Origin of the sequence: Zunongwangia sp. (assembly GCF_048269745.1) — a bacterium.
In the GTDB taxonomy this organism is placed as follows: Bacteria; Bacteroidota; Bacteroidia; order Flavobacteriales; family Flavobacteriaceae; genus Zunongwangia.
Genome location: NZ_JBLXIB010000001.1, coordinates 555,892 through 575,395, shown reverse-complemented (window position 1 = coordinate 575,395; position 19,504 = coordinate 555,892). Strand labels below are relative to the sequence as shown.

Genomic DNA, 19,504 nt, shown 5'->3' with positions numbered 1-19,504 from the left:
CTGTGATGATGATATCCATCATAGCTTCTTTGCTCATTATTATTTTCTCGTTCAGTTTTGGAGTAATCATTGGCGTATTGTTTCTTAATGCAGTCTTATATATCGTCCTGACACGAATCACCAACAATTCTCAAGTTTTTCAGCTGGCGAAAACCTTTCCCAAAAGCATCAGTAACAAACGAAATTCCGGTCTCGATTATGAACACGATTAATCTTTCTACTTACCAGCCCATTGCGGATATCCGTGATAATATTCTATTTGCCAATAATGGCAATGTTGTGCTATGCTATAAAGGAAAACTACCTGAAATTTATTCCTTATCGGAAAAGGACTTTGAAGATATGCACGGTGCCTGGTTTCAAGCATTGAAATCTTTACCTGTCGGTACAGTGGTTCACAAGCAGGATGTCTATCTTAAAAAGCGCTATACAGCTGAACAGCTTTCCAATAGAACATTTTTGGAAAAAGCCACTAGCAATCATTTTAAAGGCCGCGAATATATTGATCATAACTGTTATCTCTTCTTTACGCTAACCAAAAATAAAGCGCTGAACAATCCTAAATATGTCAATCCTTTCCGCAAGGTCTCAAAAACTATAATACAGGAATTGGATGACAATGTTCAGCATTTTATAAGTGCTGTAAGTGATTCCGTTTCCTTTATCAATAACAGTCGAAAAATGAAATTTCTTCCGCTTGACTCAAAGGAAATTCAAGCGATAACCCAACAGTACTTCAATGGCTTTAATGAAGGTTTTGATACCGATATCATACTGGACAAGAAAAACCTCAACATCGGCGAAAATTATTTTGATGCCCTTGCCATCAACAGTGAACTGTGCTTTGGCGAAAGTGTACAGACTAGCAAAACCAATGATAAATTCACTTCTGACGATTTTGTATTTCATCAAGGGTTTATTGATGGTTTAGGGCTTACGCTAAACGAGAACCATATCGTTAACCAAATCTTGTATTTGGATGACAAACATAAATGGCGCAAGCTACTTGATAAAAAAGTGGAAGAGCTTAATAAAAGTTCCAATTTCGGCTCGCAAAACAAAGTGGTGCTTGGTAAAATCCAGCACATCCTGGATCAGATCAATGCCGATGATAATGCCCGGATTATTCGTGGACACCTAAACATCATTTTCTGGGGTAGGGATGCCCGTAGCCTTGATAGAATTGCTTCCAAAATAAAAACGGAATTTAAGGAACTGGATATTATTCCTTATTACCCAAGGGGCGAAGAGCGGAAGAATTATATTCTGAACAGCTACTACAGTTTTTCTTCTAATTTCTCCAATAACGATTTGTATGTAACAGATTTAAAACACGCACTTTGCCTGTTGATCAATAATAGCAATTACAAATCAGATCCTACCGGAATTATATTCAATGACCGAGAACATAACACTCCGGTGCTCAAAGATGTCTGGGACGAACGCAAAAAGCGCATCAAGGCACGTAACTTTGCCATATTTGCACCAACCGGTGAAGGGAAATCCTTTTTGGCCAATAACATTCTGCGCCAGTATTTTGAAAGCGGAGTTCGCCTGGTCATTATTGATTTGGGTGGTTCCTATACCAAATTTGCCAAGCTTTATCCTGAGCAATACACTGTACTCCGCTATGAAAGTGGAAAAAACTTGGGCATCAATCCATTTTATATCAGCGATACGAATGACCTGACACCGGAACGCCTTGAAGATTTATCAGTATTTCTATTTGAACTCTTTGCTTCAGATTTAAAAGTATCCAAGGCCCAATCGGTTGCCGTAAAAAAGATTCTGCGTCATTATTACCATAGTGTTTCTGAAAATCACTCGCTGAATGGTTTTTACAATTTTATTGAGAGTAATCAAAAAGATCTTTTAAAGCAACTTAAAATCCATCCCGACTACTTCAACATTACTAATTTTCTGCACGTAATGTCTGAATACGTCGGCGATGGTATATATAGTTTTCTTTTTGAAGTCAGCGAAGACCAGACTTACAAAATCGAGGATAAACGCCTTATTGTTTTTGAACTGGACGAAGTCAAGGACAATAAAGAAATCCTCTCGGTAATGCTCAAGCTGATTAAATCCGCAATACAGCGAACGATTTGGAAAAATCGAGCTGAAAAAGGCATCATCCTTTTTGATGAGTTCGCCAAGCAACTGAAGTTTGAAAACGTACTGGAAAGTGTGGAATTTTACTACCAAGCTATCCGAAAACAAAATGGTGCAATCGGCATCATTTTGCAATCCATTAATCAACTTCCCAACAATTCCACCTCTGCAAGCATATTGGAGAACACCCAGGTCATTTATAGCCTGAACAACGAGAAAGGCTACGACGAACTGGCAGAACGTCTCAACCTCTCTAGCCACGATCTCAATCAATTAAAATCCATTAAGAACAACCTTTCCGGCACAAGAAAGTATACCGAAATGTTCATCAAAATTGGAAAGGAAAGCAACATTTTCAGGTTGGAAGTTCCCAAAGAAGTATATGCCGCTTATCTCACCGATGGACAAGAAAATGAGGCCATAATGTCCCTTTATAAAAAGACCCAGGATATGGAAAAAGCTATCAAGGAATTCATCGCTAAAACATAATATTATGAAGACAAAAATTTTAATTGTTGCAATAGCCCTGACTTTTATAGTGCACGGCCGTGCTACTGCCCAGGGAATGCCCGTTTATGACAACACCAATTTTGTAAGTCTGGTAAAACAATTAGTAGAATCCGGAAAGCAGACTGCTCAACTTATCAAGTCCGTGAAATTCCTGAAAGATGCAAAAGACAGGATTGAGAAGGTTTCCAGTGTAGTACGGCAACTTAGGGCTGTACAAGAGATTGGGCAAAACAATCAACGGCTCATTAGCGTAATGCAAAATGATTTGCAGGATATCTTAAACTCCCCGTATATCAAGCCGGAAGAAATTTCCCGTATCACAACCTCGTTTGAAAACATTGTTCAAAATTCTTTGGAAACAATGGATTTTATTGATCAAATCTTATCCAGCAATTACCTAAAAATGAGCGATGCCGAACGTGCCACCATATTAAAGCAGAAAGAAATGGAATCGAAGGAAATGGTCTCCGGTATTAGGGTAAAAACTAAACGCTACCGTGACATTATTTCCTTTCGAAAAATGCAGGATAAAATCAATAACAGGGAAACAGAATATTGATGATGAATGCAGTAATTATTTTAAGTGTTGGTCTTGAATACGTGGACACTGTTTTTCAGACCATTCAAGACAGTGATTTTTCCCAGTATACCATTGGCGGAATGAAAACCCTTGCGGTGCTTTTCTTCCTAATTAATATTCTAAAAAAATATAATGAGGGAGTGGCTAATAAAGACGGATATACCTGGGGACTAAGTCCGGGTGAACTTGCCAAAAATTTTGCGGTGGTTATCCTCGTTATATTCTCCACACAGGTATTGGGCTTTTTTGACAGTATTCTGGTTTCCATTGAAAGTCAATATCGGGACACCGCTCCTGCTTTGCTTCCCTTGCAGATGCAGGATATTCCTATCGAAGAAGAAGTTAACCTTATAGATACTGCTAAAAATGCAATGACATTGCTTTATGAAGCTTTGGTTACTCCACTATATGGATTTAAGATACTTGCCTTTATCGGAGGGGTCATTTTGTGGATTCTTGATTTATTTATCTATCCATTGTTCTTAGCGGAACGTTTTTTCCTTCTCGGTATAATGCAAGCGTTTTTTCCGCTGGTGATTAGCCTGGCCGTATTTGAAAAGTTCCGTTCCCTGGCCTATACCTTTTTTAAACTGTATGCTGCCGTGTATATGTTGGTACCAGCCTTCTTTTTGGTCAATGTTTTTGTTAATGCACTTTATACAGAGATCAATACCAACTTTTGGACAAATCTTTTCGGTACCGATACTGGAAGCGGATTTTTTGCCCCGGTGGTACAGCTTGGAACCATAGGTTTTATTGTTTTTCTGAAGTTCAAACTGTACCGACGCGCCACCTCTTTCACTTTACGATTATTTACCGCCTAAAACAACTATGATGAAAACACCTTACAAGAATATTTACGCCGTCCTTAAAACAAACCGGTTCATTGTTTTGGCCGTTGTGATCAGCTGCTTACTCTCCAGCTGTTTTGCCATTTGGATGGTATTTAATATCAATAAAAAAGCCTTGAATAACGCTTTTGCCATCAACACCGATGGCAGTATCATCCCTTTAAAGCTCGTTAGTCAGAAAGAAAACTTTCAAGTGGAAGCTTTGGCGCATTTACAGTTGTTTCATAATTATTTCTACAATATTGATGCAAGCAACTATGAAAAGAACCTAGAAAAAGCACTGTGGCTGGGCAATAGCTCAGTCGATAATTTATATCGCCAAAAAAAGGCAGATGGTGTTTATAATCGACTGTTGCAATATTCTCTGGTTCAAAAAGTACGGAGCATCGATTCCCAAATCGAAGAACAAAATGGAACTTATACCTTCAGAACGGTTACTGTTTTTGAGATTAACCGGGGATCGATCATCGACACCTATCAATTAATTTCGACCGGAAACCTGATGACCGTCGAACGAAACTTTCCCAATAATCCACACGGATTGCTCATCACGAATTATTTCGAAAAATCCCTTAAAAAATTAAGTAATGAAAACCAATAACCTGCCCGATGGCAGTCGGGTGTGTATTTAAAAGACAATAAATATGAAGCTTGAAAAAAATAAAATAGTCTTTGCATCAGTACTCGCCGTAATGGTACTTTTCCTGATCTCCTATTCTATGATGGTAATGGGCGATGATGAAAATGAGGATACTAATTTAAAAGAAACATCGGTTCCCGCACTGGAAGAAAACCAAAAGGAATATGATTCTAAACTGGATGCCATCAACGATCTAAAAGAAGTACGTGAAACCAATGCGCCCAGCATCTATGACGAAAAACTGATCGATTCCCTTGGCTTTTATGATGAAGGTCTACAAGAACTTGAAAAAGAACGTCTCGTGGATAGTATCTACGCCTCAGGTAGGATTAAATATTCCCAAAGAGTTTATGAGCCTATTGGCCATAGCGAAGCTGATGCCAAAGTGGAAAGGATAATTGATTCTACCGAAACAAAAGCGGAACAAAAAATTGCTGCTAAAGAAATGGGACTGGAACATCAATTATTCTTTGCCTCAGATCCGAAAGAAAGTGATAGTTCAGTTTCCGGCACTACCGATGACCTGATTTATGCCGTGGTGGATGGTGATCAGGTAGTGAAAGCCAATTCACGCTTACGGATGCGCCTGATCAAATCGGCAATCATTAATAGTAAACAGATTCCAAAAAATACACCTATTTACGGTTTTATCAGTTTTCAGCCCAACCGGGTATTGATCGAAATCGAAAATATTCAGCATCATCCAACCAAATTAAAAGCCTTTGATCTTCAAGACGGAAGCGAAGGGGTTTATGTAGAAAACAACTTCCGGGCTCAACTTTCAACCGAGGTCATCGGAGATATGGTAGATGACATCAATATTACCGGAGTACCACAGGTCAGTGGCTTCAAAAAAATATTCCAGCGCAATAACCGAAACGTAAAGGTGACCGTGCTCAACAATTACAGGCTCATCCTTAGACCTAAACTGTAGACTCAAAACAACATTCAAATCTATTCTTATGAAACATTTAATTTTTATCTCATTATTGCTGTTTGTTCCTGTTCTCACCACAGCACAACCATCTTTTCGCTTGGATACCATTTATGCGAACGATCAAAAAAATGTAGCATTGTTCTTCCCAGAGCCGATCCGGCAAGGGATAACAGGATCTGAAAACTTTGTCTTTACCTATAATCGTGAGAAAGGACAATATTTCGGCTTGCTCCAAGCAAAACCCGGGAAAGAAAGCAATCTTTTGGTAGTAGGCAAAAACGGGACTGTTTTTTCGTATATCGTAACCTATAAGAAAAAGCTGAATCGACTGAATTATTTTATACCTACATCTAAAAGCATCGGTAATGAAAGGCCTATTGCTCTTGATTCAACGCCTCTTGCTAAGCGTGAAGACACAATAGATAACAAAACCTATTATTACAATAAATTTTGTTCTTATCTAATTGACCGGAAACAACGCATTGGCCGACTTAAAAAAAGAAACGAAGGGATCGTTTTGCGTGTGAAGAATATCGTTTTTGATAAAGAAGAACTCTATTTCGTGATTCAGATTGAAAACAAATCCTCGTTAGATTATGACCTTAACTTCCTAAAATTATCGATTGAGACAAGAAAAAAAGGCAAGAAGAAGTCTTTACAACGGCTTTATCAAGAACCGGTTTTCAACTATAATTTGCCGGCAAAAGTCAAAGAAAACGAAACTGTAAAACTGGTTTATGTAATACCCAAGTTTTCTATAAGCAATGACCGAAGGGCAGTTTTAGAGCTCAATGAGAAGAACGGGGAACGAAACTTAAAACTAAAGATTTCGCATAGATTTATCAATAACCCAAATTAGCATCATTATGAAAAAAATAGTAGTTTTTTCGTTAGTAGTATTATTTCTCTCTTGTGCCGGAAAACAAAATTTATCTCCTTCAGAAACCGCCAAACTCGTCGCTGAAAGTTTTTATCACGGTGATAAGGCAACATTAAAAGAATATACAACAGAATCTGGATATTCAAATCTTTCCAGTATACAAGAAATGTTTACTGAAGATAAAAATTCAGAATCCAACTTTAAGGTCGTGGATGAACAAAGAGAAGGTGAGGTAACTTGGGTTAAATATTCAACATCCTACGACCCTAAACCCGGTATTTTTAAATTAGTCAAGGAAGATGGCGTATGGAAGGTTACGCATAATGGGCCAAGGGATAAAGGCCCGTTTTAAATTAAACACGAATAGCTTAGCCGTCCATTTAGTTCTCCTTACTTCATCAAATTCTTTTAGGAATTAGTGTGATTTATTAAATTTGTTCACTATATTTGAATGTTCATTGTCACTGAACAAAATTAAATAATGAACATAAAGAACTATGTATCACAATAACGACTTCATCTATGAGGCTGCTTCTAAACTGGAAGAACTAACTCAAGTTTCTATTCAGGTAGATAGCAATAGAGCTGATTATGATGCGCTTTTGACTATAAATAACACACAATTTATAGTAGAGAGCAAATCTGCTGTTAGGACATCTAACCAAGGATTTATCTTATCTCAATTAGAAGAACTGAAAAATAATAGTAACAAACCTATTATTTTAATAGCTGAATATATTTCAAAAAAGGCAACCCAAGAACTTAAGGGACGTGGTATTAACTATATCGATGTTGCCGGCAATGCATTTATAAAGCATATAGATTTAACGATCTTCGTAGAAGGTCAAAAGAATACAAAGAAAGATAAGACAAATCAATCACGAGCTTTTCAAGAAACAGGGTTAAAAATTATTTTTCATTTATTAAATAAACCAGAAAATCTTCAAGATTCTTACAGAATAATTTCGGAGCGAGCTGATGTATCCGTAGGATCGGTAAGTAATGTAATGGCTGAACTTGAAGCCTTAAATTACTTATTAAAAACAAGTAATAAACGAGTTCTTAAAAATAAAAGAGAATTATTAGAGCGGTGGGTGGTCGATTTTAATGCAACGCTTAGACCTCGAATTCTCAGAAAACGAATGCGTTTTATAGATCAGGAACAACTAAAAAACTGGCGCGCTATAGATTTACATTCAGAAAATGGTTCTATCCTTTGGGGAGGTGAACCAGGAGGAGCGCTTTATACAGATAACTTAAGACCTGAGCAATTTACCCTATTTACAGATTTAGAACTTTCTCAAGTCGCAAAAACACTACGTTTAATCCCAAGTGAAACCGGTACTGTTGAGATCTTACAAAAATTTTGGAAAGATAACAGCACTAATAACCAAGCCGCACCCCCACTTTTAGTATATGCAGATTTAATAAACAGTGGCTATGGAAGAAATATCGAAACCGCAAAAAAAATACTAGAGAATGAACTACAGTATATCTAGCGAGAAATTTACGCATCCGCTATTAAAACCTATTCTGTTGGAACTTACAGAATACTTCAAAGAAGCTGGTATTTCTTTTTTTGTAATCGGCGCCACCGCACGGGATATCATTATGGAACTACACGATGCGCAGTCCGGTCGCTTAACCTACGATCTTGATATTGCAATTACGGTGAACGATTGGGAACAATGGTTAAGTGTTGAACAGGAGCTTGTAAAGCTTGAAAATTTCACCAAGGATAAAGATCAAAAACAACGCTTTATCTATAAAGGCAAATTTCAATTAGATATTGTGCCTTTTGGAGAAATAATGAAAAAAGAGCACAAAATATTTTGGCCTCCTAACGAAGAAATAGCAATGTCCGTTTTAGGTTTTACAGCTGCTGATGAAGCTGCACTACCAGTTCGTATAGACAATGAAACCGAAATCAAAATTGCGACTCTCAGCGGTATTTTCATTTTGAAAATAATCGCTTGGAAGGATCGCCACCAGCGCAACAATAAAGATGCGGATGATATAGGTTTTATTTTAGAAAACTACTTATCAATTCACGAAGAAAGAGCTGCGACCCATTATTATGATGCTGTATATGGCCAAGAACCATTCAAGAATACTACCGGAGGAGCAGTTCTTTTAGGAAAGGATAGTAAGGAATTATTAGAAAAACACACAGAAACAGTTGACTCTATTTTTAAAATCTTAAACGAAGAAATCGATAAAAAGGAAGAAAGTAAACTGATTAATCAAATTATAGAAACCCATAAATCCCTAAACTATGACGAAGTGCTACAATGCATTGAAAATATAGTTAATGGATTAAACGAAAAATAAATGACTCAAAATTCGCATTCTAAACTTATAGCTTTTATCTGGTCTATTGCGGACGATTGTTTACGCGATGTATATGTACGCGGAAAATATCGTGATGTTATCCTACCAATGGTTGTTTTGCGCCGACTGGATGCTCTACTCGAACCATCGAAGAAAGAAGTAATGGACGAAGTCCGGTTCCAAACGGTAGAAGCAGGCTTTACAGAGCTGGAATCTGAAGGACTGAAAACGGCAGCTGGTTATGAATTTTACAATACCAGCAAATGGACACTTCAATTACTAAAAGATACTGCTTCCAATAATCAGAGCATTCTCTTGGCTAATTTTGAAGATTATATTCTAGGATTTAGCGATAATGTTAAGGAAATCATTTCAAAATTTAATTTGGTTCGCCAAATTAAACATATGGCCACCAAGGATGTATTACTCGATGTGCTGGAAAAATTCACCTCACCACGAATTAACTTAACTCCATTTGAGAAAGAAGATCCCGATGGTTATAAACTTCCCGCATTATCCAATTTGGGGATGGGTTATGTATTTGAGGAACTCATACGAAAATTCAACGAAGAAAATAACGAAGAAGCCGGAGAGCACTTTACACCTCGTGAGGTAATTGAATTAATGACGCATTTGGTATTCGAACCTGTTAAGCATCAACTCCCACCCGTAATGACTATTTACGACCCCGCCTGTGGCAGTGGCGGAATGCTCACGGAAAGTCAGAATTTCATCAAAGATGAAGCTGGTGCCATTCAAGCTAAAGGAGATGTCTATTTATTTGGAAAGGAAATCAATGACGAGACCTATGCTATTTGTAAAAGTGATATGATGATTAAGGGAAATGACCCTCAAAATATCAGATTAGGATCTACGCTTTCTACCGATGAATTTTCCGGAAAGAATTTCGACTTTATGCTGTCAAATCCGCCTTACGGAAAAAGTTGGGCCAGTGAGCAGAAATACATCAAAGACGGAAAGGATATTATCGACCCACGTTTTACCATTCAACTTTCCAATTATTGGCAAGAAACAGACACCGAAAAAGCCATCCCGAGAAGCAGCGATGGGCAATTATTGTTCTTGATGGAAATGGTGTCCAAAATGAAAAATCTAAAACAAAGTCCATTAGGAAGCCGAATTGCCAGTGTTCACAACGGCAGTAGTCTTTTTACTGGTGATGCAGGCAGTGGGGAAAGCAACATTAGACGTTATTTAATTGAAAATGATTTACTGGAAGCCATTGTGCAACTACCCAATAACCTATTTTACAATACGGGTATTACCACTTATATATGGTTGCTTAGCAATAATAAAACCAAAGAACGTCAAGGCAAAGTACAACTCATCGATGCGCAGCCGCTTTACCAAAAACTAAGAAAAAACCTGGGACAAAAAAATTGTGAATTTACCTCGGAACATATTGCGGAAATCACGCAGACTTTTCTGAATTCAGAAGCAAGAGAACGAGAGGAAGACGACCAATTGGCAAGCAAAATTTTTAACAATACAGATTTTGGGTATTACAAAGTGACTATTGAACGTCCCAAGCGCTTGCGGTCTCAATTTACATTAGAAGCTATTGAAAGTTTACGCTACCACAGCCAATTGCAAGAACCAATGGAGTATGCTTTTAAAACCTTTGGTAAAAAGGTTTATACAGAATTGCCCAGTATTAAAACAGAAATCTTAAACTGGTGTGAGGCTAATGATATCAGTTTGAGTTCAAAAAAGAAAACACAGCTTACCGCAAAGAAAACGTGGGAAGATGCTAAATTCTTGGTAGATACTGCCACCAAATTATATGAAGCTATTGGAGACAAAGTGTTTATGGACTTTAACCACTTTTCAAAACAGGTCAACAAAGCACTCAAAAAGTTGGATATCAAATTAAGCAACGCGCAGAAAAAAGCCATTTTGGATGCGGTGAGTGTTTACGATCCTGAAGCCGAAAAAGTTATCAAAACCACCAAAATCTTAAAAGGTGAAAAACTGGAAAACCTTTGCGCCCATTTAGATTGCACGCCCACACAACTACACCATTTCGGCTATTTCCCGGGTGGAAACAAAGATACCTATACAATTTACGAAAGTGAAAGTGATTTACGGGATTATGAAAATGTTCCCTTAAACGAAACCATTTATGATTATTTTTTAAGAGAAGTTTCAACTCACGTGGAGGAAGCTTGGATAGATTTGGATAAGACCAAAATTGGGTATGAAATTAGTTTCAACAAGTATTTCTATCAGCACAAGCCCTTACGCCCGCTGGATGAAATTGATAAAGACATACGTGAACTGGAAACCGAAAGTGAAGGTTTGATTATGGATATCTTAAACAGCGTGAACCTATGAAAACATACCCGGCATATAAAGACAGCGGTGTAGATTGGTTAGGCGAAATTCCGGAGCATTGGGAAGTCGAAAAAGGAAAATGGTTGTTTATTAAAAATGAAAGACCAGTTAGAGAAAAAGATGAAGTCGTAACTTGTTTTCGCGATGGTGAAGTTACACTTCGATCTAATCGTAGAATAGACGGTTTTACAAATTCTATTAAAGAGCACGGGTATCAAGGAGTAAGAAAGGGAGATTTAGTTATTCATCAAATGGACGCCTTTGCAGGTTCTATTGGTATATCTGACTCTGATGGAAAATCGACTCCTGTTTACTCAGTATTAACACCTAGGGTCACAGAGGTAATGTCCGAATTTTATTCACGTTTACTTCGTAATATGGCAAAAACAGGTTTTATCGAGTCATTGGCTAAAGGTATACGCGAAAGAAGTACAGACTTTAGATTTAATGATTTTAGTAAATTAGTTTTACCCTTTCCCCCAAAACAAGAACAACAAGCTATCGCCAATTTTTTAGATGAAACCTGCGGAAAACTGGAAACCGTCGTAGCGCAAAAAGAAAAAATGATTGCGTTGCTTAAAGAGCGTAAACAAGCTTTAATTCAAAATGCAGTAACACGTGGTTTAAATGAAAATGTGCCACAGAAAGATTCAGGGGTAGATTGGATTGGAGACATTCCTGAAAATTGGGAAGTGAAGCGATTAGGAACGTTCGGTTATTTCTCTAAAGGAGGCGGTTTTTCTAAGTCTGATTTAACTGAACAAGGTGTTAAAGCAATTCTATATGGTGATATATATACTAAGTACAATTTTGAAGTAAAATCTGCGGTGCGTACTATTGGTATAAAAACGGCAAAAAAAGCAAGACTTCTTAAAAAAAATGAATTGCTTTTTACTGGTTCAGGTGAAACTAAAGAAGATATTGGAAAATGTGTGACTTTTCAATCGGATGAAATAACGGTAGCTGGTGGCGACGTAATTATATTTACCCCGGTTTCAAATAATTCAAAATATTTGAGCTACGTAATGAATTCCGAATTGGTGAAAGCAGAAAAGTCAAAAACTGCTAAAGGGGAAATTATAATCCACACCTATGCATCTAAATTAAAAGATATTCATTTACCAATCCCACCTAAAGAAGAACAAGAAGAAATTGTCAATTACATTGACGTGCAATCACAAAAAATAGATCAAGCCATTACCCAACAAGAACAAGCTATTGTAAAATTAAAAGAATATAAGGCAAGCTTAATTGATAGTTGTGTATTGGGAAAAATAAAAGTGAGTTGAATATGAGGGAGCTGAAACTTTTTATAATGTCTTTTTGGATATTCTTTTTGTTGCTGATAGTTGTTACTATAGATTTCCCAATATGTATAGAAGATCAATGTAAATTCATTGGTTTTAAAAATCTTTTAACTATTAACAACATTATTGCATTTGGCTCATTTTTACTCATAGTTATGGGGATGATTTTTTATTATCAATTTTTAAATGGATTAAAAGGGGATCTAGATCTACCTGTTAAAATTGAAAAAATTGAAAATATAAACTATGAATACTTTGCCTTACTAATGACCATTATTTCATTAATAGCATTTGATTTCACTACTATAAGAGGTCTGGTATTGCTTATTGTTCTTTTGATAATTTTGGGTGCTATTTTTATGAAAACCAATTTATTTTATTCCAATCCCTCCTTTGCCCTATTGGGGTTTCATATATACAAAGCTGATACGAATAATGAATCCCTAGACAATAGCATTTTTATAACTAAAGATAAAATTCAGATTGGTGATAAAGTAAAGTATTTAAAAATATCGGAAAAAGTTTATTTCACTAAAAAAGTATAATATGGATATTGGACAAATAAAAGAAAAATTTAAATCGATAAATGAAATGGAAGGTATAGGCTTAAATGTCTATTTTCTTTTAAGCGTAGAAGGTGAAAACCAATTAAAAAGGGCAAATATTATTGAAGATGTCAAACAAGATTTAATTAATGCTTATAAAAATCAGTTAAAAAAAATTGTTGATAATGAAGATATAGCTTTATTGAACTTATCTGCTGCGGATGACAGAAAAAGTGTTTTGTATGAATATGACTTAGAAGATAAACCTAGTATTTTTGATTATTTTGACAATATTGCAGATCAAGCAAATCAACCAGATTACTTTAATTTTCAAAATGATTCATTAAAAAACCTAGAAGGCTATTACATTTACTTGGGTGACCACGCAAACAATATCCTACTTTACAGGAAGCAAATGCCTATTAATCTATTTAGACAAGGTAAAATATATTTAATCAAAGATCACCAAACACAATTTGATAAAATCAAAAAAGAATTTTTACGTATCGATACTAAAGTAGATGTCATAAAAATAGGTGAATCCGTTTACATCAATAATATTTCTATTCTAGAACGCCACTATGAGTTCAACGATATAATTGTTAAAGAAGCCACATCATCTTTAACAAGCATTGAAAATCTTGAAATATTGGAAAACATTGAAGTTTTAAGCGAACGTATAGACGATTTACCTTTTGCTAGGAAATTATCCAAAATATCCACTAGTTCACCTGTATTTAATTTACCTAAAGAGTCAATAATTCAATTTGTAAAAAATCACGATAAATTAGGAACTGAATTTAAGTATTCTACCGACAGTACACAGATTTTATTGGATACAAAAAAATCTCAAAACTTTTTCCTAAAGTTAATGAACGATGACTTTCTTCATTCACAACTAACCAAATTCAATTATGTAACACCTGCTAAAGATCAACTTTAAAAAATAGTTTATTTGACCTGAACTTCAGAAAACCATTTACAATGAATAACCAAACCAACGAACAAGCTTTAGAAGCTGCAATCCAAAAATGCTTAACAGGGGTTTCACTAGAAACACTTAAAGAAGAAGGCACTTCAGTTGCAGAAGCTAATGCAGTATATAGAACAAGAAACGGGTATTATAATGGAGACCGTTCTCATTTTGATTCAAAATATGCACTAGATACCGAGCGGTTTTGGAATTTTCTAGAAAGCACACAGGAAGAAGAACTCGATAAACTCAAACGTAGTAACGATTGGAAACTTAAAATCTTGCAACGTTTGGATCGCATTATCAAAAAACAAGGGGTGCTGCACGTACTCAAAAAAGGTTTGGGAGTTGATGATGCACATTTTACCTTATTGTTTCCATTACCTTTAGGAAGTAGCAGTGCAAGAGTTGCTAAAGATTTTGAAAGTAACCAATTTAGCGTAACCCGCCAAGTGCCGTATTCAGAAAGTAATCCGCGGGAAGAAATTGATATGGTAATTTTTGTCAATGGTTTACCGCTAATTACCCTTGAACTCAAAAATCAATGGACAGGTCAAAATGCACGCTTACACGGTCAAAACCAATACCGCAAACAGCGTGATCCCAAAGAAACTCTGCTCAATTTTGGACGCTGTCTTGTACATATGACCGCCGATACCGATGAAGTATTTATGACGACTAAACTGAACGGCACAGATACATTTTTCTTACCTTTTAATCAAGGCTATAAAAATGGTAAAGGCAATCCACCTAATCCATTTGGTCATAAAACAGCCTATTTATGGGAAGAGATATTTAAACCAAAAAGCATAGCTAATATTATTCAACACTTTGTGCGCTTAGACGGAAAGTCTAAAGACCCTATAAATAAACGTACTTTATTTTTCCCTAGATACCATCAAATGCGTGTGGTTCGAAAAATTATGGCACACGTGAGCGAAAATGGAACGGGCTTCCGTTACCTTATTCAACATTCTGCTGGTTCGGGAAAATCAAATTCTATTACCTGGGCAGCTTACCAGTTGATAGAAGCATATCCAGAAAATGAAGAGGTGGCCGGTAAAAAAGCAATCGACAAACCTATTTTTGATTCTGTTATTGTCGTAACCGATAGACGTTTATTGGATCGACAGATTCGTGAAAACATTCGCAGTTTTTCGGAAGTCAAAAATATTGTAGCCCCTGCTTATTCCAGTCGTGGTCTAAAAGAAAGCTTGGAACAAGGTAAAAAGATCATTATTACTACGATTCAAAAATTCCCTTTTATCGTGGAAGGCATTTCTGATTTAAGTGATAAACGTTTTGCAGTGATTATTGATGAAGCACACAGTTCACAATCGGGCACCACGGCAGACAACCTAAACCGGGCTATTGGACAAGAATCAATTGAAGTAGAAGCCGAAGATGTTCAAGATAAAATAGCGCAGGTGATGCAATCCCGAAAGATGCAAACCAATGCTTCTTATTTAGCCTTTACAGCAACACCCAAAAACAGTACGTTGGAAAAGTTTGGAATGCCACAAGACGATGGCAGTTTTGAACCTTTCGATTTGTATGCGATGAAACAAGCCATAGAAGAAAGCTTTATTTTAGACGTACTGAACAATTATACCACATTTAAAAGCTATTACCGTTTGACGAAATCGGCAGAAGAAAACCCGATATTCGACACCAAAAAAGCCCAAAAGAAATTAAAAGCATTTGTGGAAAAAGACCAGCAAACCATAGATACCAAAGCTGAAGTGATGCTGGATCATTTTATAAAGCACTTTGTGCAAAAGAAAAAACTAAAAGGAAAAGCTAAAGCGATGATCGTAACGCAGAGTATTGAGTCTGCTGTTCGGTATTTTAAAGCTATTCAACGTTTGCTGGAAGAGCGTGGCAACCCATTTGGAGCCATCTGCGCTTTCTCAGGAGAAAAAGAAGTAGACGGTATTTCTTTAACCGAAGAATCTGTCAACAATCTACCTGCGCATTTAGATACCGCCAAGTCATCTGATCCCGATTATATTCAGGACAAGATTGCACGTTATTTTGATATGGACGATTACCGTATTTTGGTAGTCGCCAATAAATACCTTACAGGATTTGACCAACCAAAACTCTGCGCTATGTATGTAGATAAAAAACTGCAAGGCGTACTGGCTGTGCAAGCCTTATCTCGGTTAAACCGTTCGGCTCCAAAACTAGGAAAAAAGACCGAAGATATTTTTGTGTTGGACTTTTTCAATGACAAAGAGGATATTAAAAAAGCTTTTGACCCTTATTATACAGTAACAACGTTAAGTAGTGCAACAGATATAAATGTGTTGCACGATGCCAAAATGATTTTGGATGAAGAAGGTGTTTACGAATGGTCTGAAGTGGAACTGTTTAACGACTTATTCTTTTCAAATGCAGATACGGAAACCTTGGGAGCCGCTCTAAGCAAACCCCAAGCCCGTTTTGATGTGGAATTGCAGTTAGACCAGAAGCAAAAGGCAGATTATAAAATCAAAGCACGGCAGTTTGTTAAAATTTACGGGCAAGTAGCAGCACTATTGGATTTCAATAATCCGGAATGGGAAATGCTATATTGGTTCTTAAAGTTTCTTATCCCTAAAATGATTGTGAAAGACCCCGATGAAGACGACTTGGACAAATTATTGGATGCCGTTGACTTGGCGACTTATGGATTGGAACAGCGTGATAAAATAGGAGTAAAAATAGGTTTGGACGAAAGTGACTCAGAACTCGATCCGCAGAACCCAAGTATTCGTGGCGCTCACGGAGAAAACGAAGAAGATGAACTGGAAGCCATCATCAAAACTTTTAACGAACGTTATTTTCAAGGCTGGGATGCTACCCCAGAGGAACAACGCGTTAAAATGCTGAGTTTGCAGAAATTTGTGGAAGCTCATCCAGACTTCGAAGAAAAGGTTAAACTAAACCCAGACGAACAAAACAGCGATATTGCTTTACGTCGCATTATTCAGGAAGTGTTGTCCAGACAAAGAAAAAATGAACTGGAACTCTATAAATTGCACACCCAAGATAGCGCCTTTCAACAAGCGTTTTTCGATACGCTGAAACGGATGGTTCAATTGGATGTACCGACAAATAAATGAAATCTAAAGTAATATCACATATTGGAAAGCGAGAAACCAATCAAGACCGAATATTGGCTGAGAAAATTGGTACTCATTCATATCTCTATATAGTTGCAGACGGAATGGGAGGATATGACGATGGTGATATCGCTGCGGAAATGGTTATTGACAGCTTGACTACTTTCCTATCCAATAGCGATCAATTTAACGTAAATGTCATTCATAAGGCCATAAACAAAGCAAACTTAGCTTTATGCCAATACCAAGAACAACATCAATCAAAACTTGGATCTACCCTTGGCGGAATACTAATCTCAAAAAAAACCGCTAAGACGTTTTGGGTGGGAGATGTGAAAATTCTTCATTATTCAAAAGGCAAACTTTGCTTTGAGAGCAAATCACATAATCTAAGGAATGAGCTTTATGAAACTGACAATTCAAATGGTAGGGTAAATTTATCTAAATATAACCATATTGTTACCCGTTCTATTCAAGGTGATGTTAAGAAATCTGTGCCTTCCTATCACGAACTCACCTTCAATAAAGGAGACAAATTGTTTATTTGTTCGGATGGTGTTCACAACATCATAGATCCAAACACGCTTCAATACTTACTCAATAAAGAGGAGTCAACCGATGCTCTCTTTGCAACTATTGACCAAAGAATTCAAAAAGAAGCGAGTGATAATGCTAGTTTGATTTTAATAGAAGGTTTTGATTGAGGTAAATTAAATCCTCGTAAATAAGTTAAAAATTTTCGGGACACAGTGCGTCCCGAATTCAAAAATCCCATAACAATAATTAAATTTACTACTCAAATATAGACCTCGCTTCTTCATAAATCCGCTCAAAATTAGTTTCCAGATCAGTCTGAGAAAACTGCTTTGATTCTTCAGGTAATCCCCTTTTAATCTTGGCTAATTTAAATTGTACTTTTTTGTCTTCTCCATCTGCGTAGGTAATAAATTCCCCTTGTTTTAAACGAAAGAAAACATCCGCCCTGATTTTTGGAATTTCTTTTTCACCAGTAGTAATCCGTGTATCAAAATCAAGGTTATGCCCACGGCTCACACTCTTTGTTGGGTCTTTTATAATCTCAAAAAAGCGTTCATAATATTTTGCGGTGTCCGGATCGTTGACCTTTCCAAAGAACTGATAGGAAAGATTGCTTAATATCGCTTTACTCGCTTTATCTCCATACATCATATCGTTTTGGATCTTGTCCTGCATCACATATACCGTAGAAATATTATAGCTCCGAAGTGTCGCCGGAATACGGTGCATATTGAGTAAACGTATCGTCGGTGCTTCTTCCATTAACAGAAATGAAGGTTTGGAATTCCGCACGCTCATTTGTTTGGTAATGGTATGGACAACGGTAGCAATCACTGGCGAATAGGATGTTTCAAATTTGGGATTATTGACGATTGAAATTACCTCAGGATTTTCTTCACTATTGATATTAAGCGGCACTTCATCTGCGGACAAGGCCATAAAAATCCGTTGCGTGCTGATGCGTTTCAGTGCATTGGCCAGAGTACTTTTTACCCCGGCAGTTTGCCGTTCCGAATCCTTGCCGCTAATAAAGGCATCTGCCATTGCCCTTGATGTGGTGTTAGTTTCCAGAAACTTTATCAGGCTGTCGGTGTCCAGGTATTGATAAATAGCAATTAAATGTGGAAGGGTGCAGAATTGGGGGTAGGTCGTTTTGAGTTTCCAGATTAATCCCCCAATCAAACCTTCCGCAGCATCATTGAAAAATTTAGTTGTACCGCTTGTTCCCGATTCCCGTTGCTCCAATAAATTCTCGATGAGTACCCGGGACACCTCATTCACACTTTCCTCATTCTCTAAATAGCGAGGTGCAATGGGATTGACCCGATGTATGATTTTATCTAAGGAAATCACCTTAAACGGAATATCCCCATCCTTAAAAAGTGGATACGCCATTTCCGTCAGTTCAAAATCCTTATAATCGTGGATGATACCACAAAAACCTTCTTTCCGGAAATGTTTTAGGAATCCATACACCACACTTTCGGTTTTTCCGCTTCCGGCAGAGCCGATGATGGATGCCCCACGTTTAATATTGTCCAGTTTGAAACTTCCGTTGGTTGTGGCAAAATCAACTTGGTACCTATGGTCACTTTTTTTTGAGTTTTCCCTTTTATGCAAGAAAACATACAATGCCGTGTGGATTAGCAAAAGCGGACAGGTCACATTCAACAATACTAAAATCAAATTATTGGAAGCTTGTAAAAAATAAGACAATGCAAACAATAACAGGTTGTTTACCCAAAATGCATAGTTGGAAAGTCGATACCCACCATAAAATAAAGCACTGGTCAGCCCTATGATGGAAAGAATGGTAAAGAGATGATCTACAAACATACT

16 protein-coding genes are annotated in these 19,504 nt (G+C 36.9%); 15 read left to right on the top strand and 1 reads right to left on the bottom strand.

Annotated features, from left to right (window positions below; translation table 11 throughout):
* Positions 1-198 precede the first annotated feature (198 nt).
* From ACN0WI_RS02545 to ACN0WI_RS02475, 15 genes are all read left to right on the top strand, one after another.
* The gene (locus tag ACN0WI_RS02545) at positions 199-2,601 is read left to right on the top strand and encodes a TraG family conjugative transposon ATPase (RefSeq protein ID WP_417885039.1); all 2,403 of its coding nucleotides are present in this window, start codon (positions 199-201) and stop codon (positions 2,599-2,601) included.
* Between the two features lie 4 nt (positions 2,602-2,605).
* Positions 2,606-3,181, top strand: a complete 576-nt coding sequence (locus ACN0WI_RS02540; protein WP_417885037.1) for a conjugal transfer protein — start codon at positions 2,606-2,608, stop codon at positions 3,179-3,181.
* Positions 3,182-3,183: 2 nt separating this feature from the next.
* The gene (locus ACN0WI_RS02535; RefSeq protein ID WP_417885103.1) at positions 3,184-4,026 is read left to right on the top strand and encodes a hypothetical protein; all 843 of its coding nucleotides are present in this window, start codon (positions 3,184-3,186) and stop codon (positions 4,024-4,026) included.
* A 10-nt stretch (positions 4,027-4,036) separates the two neighbouring features.
* Entirely contained in the window at positions 4,037-4,654 is a 618-nt protein-coding gene (locus tag ACN0WI_RS02530) for a conjugal transfer protein TraK (protein ID WP_417885101.1), read from the top strand.
* 43 nt (positions 4,655-4,697) lie between these two features.
* Positions 4,698-5,627 (top strand): conjugative transposon protein TraM, encoded by a 930-nt coding sequence (gene traM / locus ACN0WI_RS02525; protein WP_417885036.1) that lies wholly within the window; start codon positions 4,698-4,700, stop codon positions 5,625-5,627.
* 28 nt (positions 5,628-5,655) lie between these two features.
* A complete protein-coding gene (locus ACN0WI_RS02520; protein WP_417885035.1) occupies positions 5,656-6,489 on the top strand; it encodes a DUF4138 domain-containing protein in 834 nt (277 codons plus the stop codon).
* Positions 6,490-6,496: 7 nt separating this feature from the next.
* Entirely contained in the window at positions 6,497-6,862 is a 366-nt protein-coding gene (locus tag ACN0WI_RS02515; RefSeq protein WP_417885034.1) for a hypothetical protein, read from the top strand.
* Between the two features lie 145 nt (positions 6,863-7,007).
* Positions 7,008-8,009, top strand: coding sequence for a type IV toxin-antitoxin system AbiEi family antitoxin (locus tag ACN0WI_RS02510; RefSeq protein WP_417885033.1), 1,002 nt, complete (start codon positions 7,008-7,010; stop codon positions 8,007-8,009).
* On the top strand, positions 7,990-8,841 hold the full coding sequence (locus tag ACN0WI_RS02505) for a nucleotidyl transferase AbiEii/AbiGii toxin family protein (protein ID WP_417885032.1): 852 nt from the start codon (positions 7,990-7,992) through the stop codon (positions 8,839-8,841). The genes ACN0WI_RS02510 and ACN0WI_RS02505 overlap by 20 nt, the downstream gene beginning before the upstream one ends.
* On the top strand, positions 8,842-11,196 hold the full coding sequence (locus ACN0WI_RS02500) for a type I restriction-modification system subunit M (RefSeq protein WP_417885031.1): 2,355 nt from the start codon (positions 8,842-8,844) through the stop codon (positions 11,194-11,196).
* Entirely contained in the window at positions 11,193-12,485 is a 1,293-nt protein-coding gene (locus ACN0WI_RS02495; protein WP_417885030.1) for a restriction endonuclease subunit S, read from the top strand. The genes ACN0WI_RS02500 and ACN0WI_RS02495 overlap by 4 nt, the downstream gene beginning before the upstream one ends.
* 2 nt (positions 12,486-12,487) lie before the next feature.
* Positions 12,488-13,048 carry an anti-phage protein KwaA gene (gene kwaA, locus ACN0WI_RS02490; protein ID WP_417885029.1) on the top strand — a complete coding sequence of 187 codons (561 nt, stop codon included), beginning with the start codon at positions 12,488-12,490 and terminating at the stop codon, positions 13,046-13,048.
* Between the two features lies 1 nt (position 13,049).
* The gene (kwaB, locus tag ACN0WI_RS02485; protein ID WP_417885028.1) at positions 13,050-13,991 is read left to right on the top strand and encodes an anti-phage protein KwaB; all 942 of its coding nucleotides are present in this window, start codon (positions 13,050-13,052) and stop codon (positions 13,989-13,991) included.
* Positions 13,992-14,032: 41 nt separating this feature from the next.
* Positions 14,033-17,128, top strand: coding sequence for a type I restriction endonuclease subunit R (locus ACN0WI_RS02480; protein WP_417885027.1), 3,096 nt, complete (start codon positions 14,033-14,035; stop codon positions 17,126-17,128).
* A complete protein-coding gene (locus tag ACN0WI_RS02475) occupies positions 17,125-17,832 on the top strand; it encodes a PP2C family protein-serine/threonine phosphatase (protein WP_417885026.1) in 708 nt (235 codons plus the stop codon). The genes ACN0WI_RS02480 and ACN0WI_RS02475 overlap by 4 nt, the downstream gene beginning before the upstream one ends.
* 88 nt (positions 17,833-17,920) lie before the next feature.
* On the opposite strand, the gene ACN0WI_RS02470 is transcribed toward ACN0WI_RS02475, so the two are convergent.
* Positions 17,921-19,501, bottom strand: a complete 1,581-nt coding sequence (locus ACN0WI_RS02470; protein WP_417885025.1) for a type IV secretory system conjugative DNA transfer family protein — start codon at positions 19,499-19,501, stop codon at positions 17,921-17,923.
* Positions 19,502-19,504 lie beyond the last annotated feature (3 nt).

Bases quoted from the DNA above. Each gene is read 5' to 3' on its own strand.
- ACN0WI_RS02545 (WP_417885039.1), top strand. From the start codon at position 199: ATGAACACGATTAATCTTTCTACTTACCAGCCCATTGCGGATATCCGT.
- ACN0WI_RS02540 (WP_417885037.1), top strand. From the start codon at position 2,606: ATGAAGACAAAAATTTTAATTGTTGCAATAGCCCTGACTTTTATAGTG.
- ACN0WI_RS02535 (WP_417885103.1), top strand. From the start codon at position 3,184: ATGAATGCAGTAATTATTTTAAGTGTTGGTCTTGAATACGTGGACACT.
- ACN0WI_RS02530 (WP_417885101.1), top strand. From the start codon at position 4,037: ATGAAAACACCTTACAAGAATATTTACGCCGTCCTTAAAACAAACCGG.
- traM (WP_417885036.1), top strand. From the start codon at position 4,698: ATGAAGCTTGAAAAAAATAAAATAGTCTTTGCATCAGTACTCGCCGTA.
- ACN0WI_RS02520 (WP_417885035.1), top strand. From the start codon at position 5,656: ATGAAACATTTAATTTTTATCTCATTATTGCTGTTTGTTCCTGTTCTC.
- ACN0WI_RS02515 (WP_417885034.1), top strand. From the start codon at position 6,497: ATGAAAAAAATAGTAGTTTTTTCGTTAGTAGTATTATTTCTCTCTTGT.
- ACN0WI_RS02510 (WP_417885033.1), top strand. From the start codon at position 7,008: ATGTATCACAATAACGACTTCATCTATGAGGCTGCTTCTAAACTGGAA.
- ACN0WI_RS02505 (WP_417885032.1), top strand. From the start codon at position 7,990: ATGAACTACAGTATATCTAGCGAGAAATTTACGCATCCGCTATTAAAA.
- ACN0WI_RS02500 (WP_417885031.1), top strand. From the start codon at position 8,842: ATGACTCAAAATTCGCATTCTAAACTTATAGCTTTTATCTGGTCTATT.
- ACN0WI_RS02495 (WP_417885030.1), top strand. From the start codon at position 11,193: ATGAAAACATACCCGGCATATAAAGACAGCGGTGTAGATTGGTTAGGC.
- kwaA (WP_417885029.1), top strand. From the start codon at position 12,488: ATGAGGGAGCTGAAACTTTTTATAATGTCTTTTTGGATATTCTTTTTG.
- kwaB (WP_417885028.1), top strand. From the start codon at position 13,050: ATGGATATTGGACAAATAAAAGAAAAATTTAAATCGATAAATGAAATG.
- ACN0WI_RS02480 (WP_417885027.1), top strand. From the start codon at position 14,033: ATGAATAACCAAACCAACGAACAAGCTTTAGAAGCTGCAATCCAAAAA.
- ACN0WI_RS02475 (WP_417885026.1), top strand. From the start codon at position 17,125: ATGAAATCTAAAGTAATATCACATATTGGAAAGCGAGAAACCAATCAA.
- ACN0WI_RS02470 (WP_417885025.1), bottom strand. From the start codon at position 19,501: ATGTTTGTAGATCATCTCTTTACCATTCTTTCCATCATAGGGCTGACC.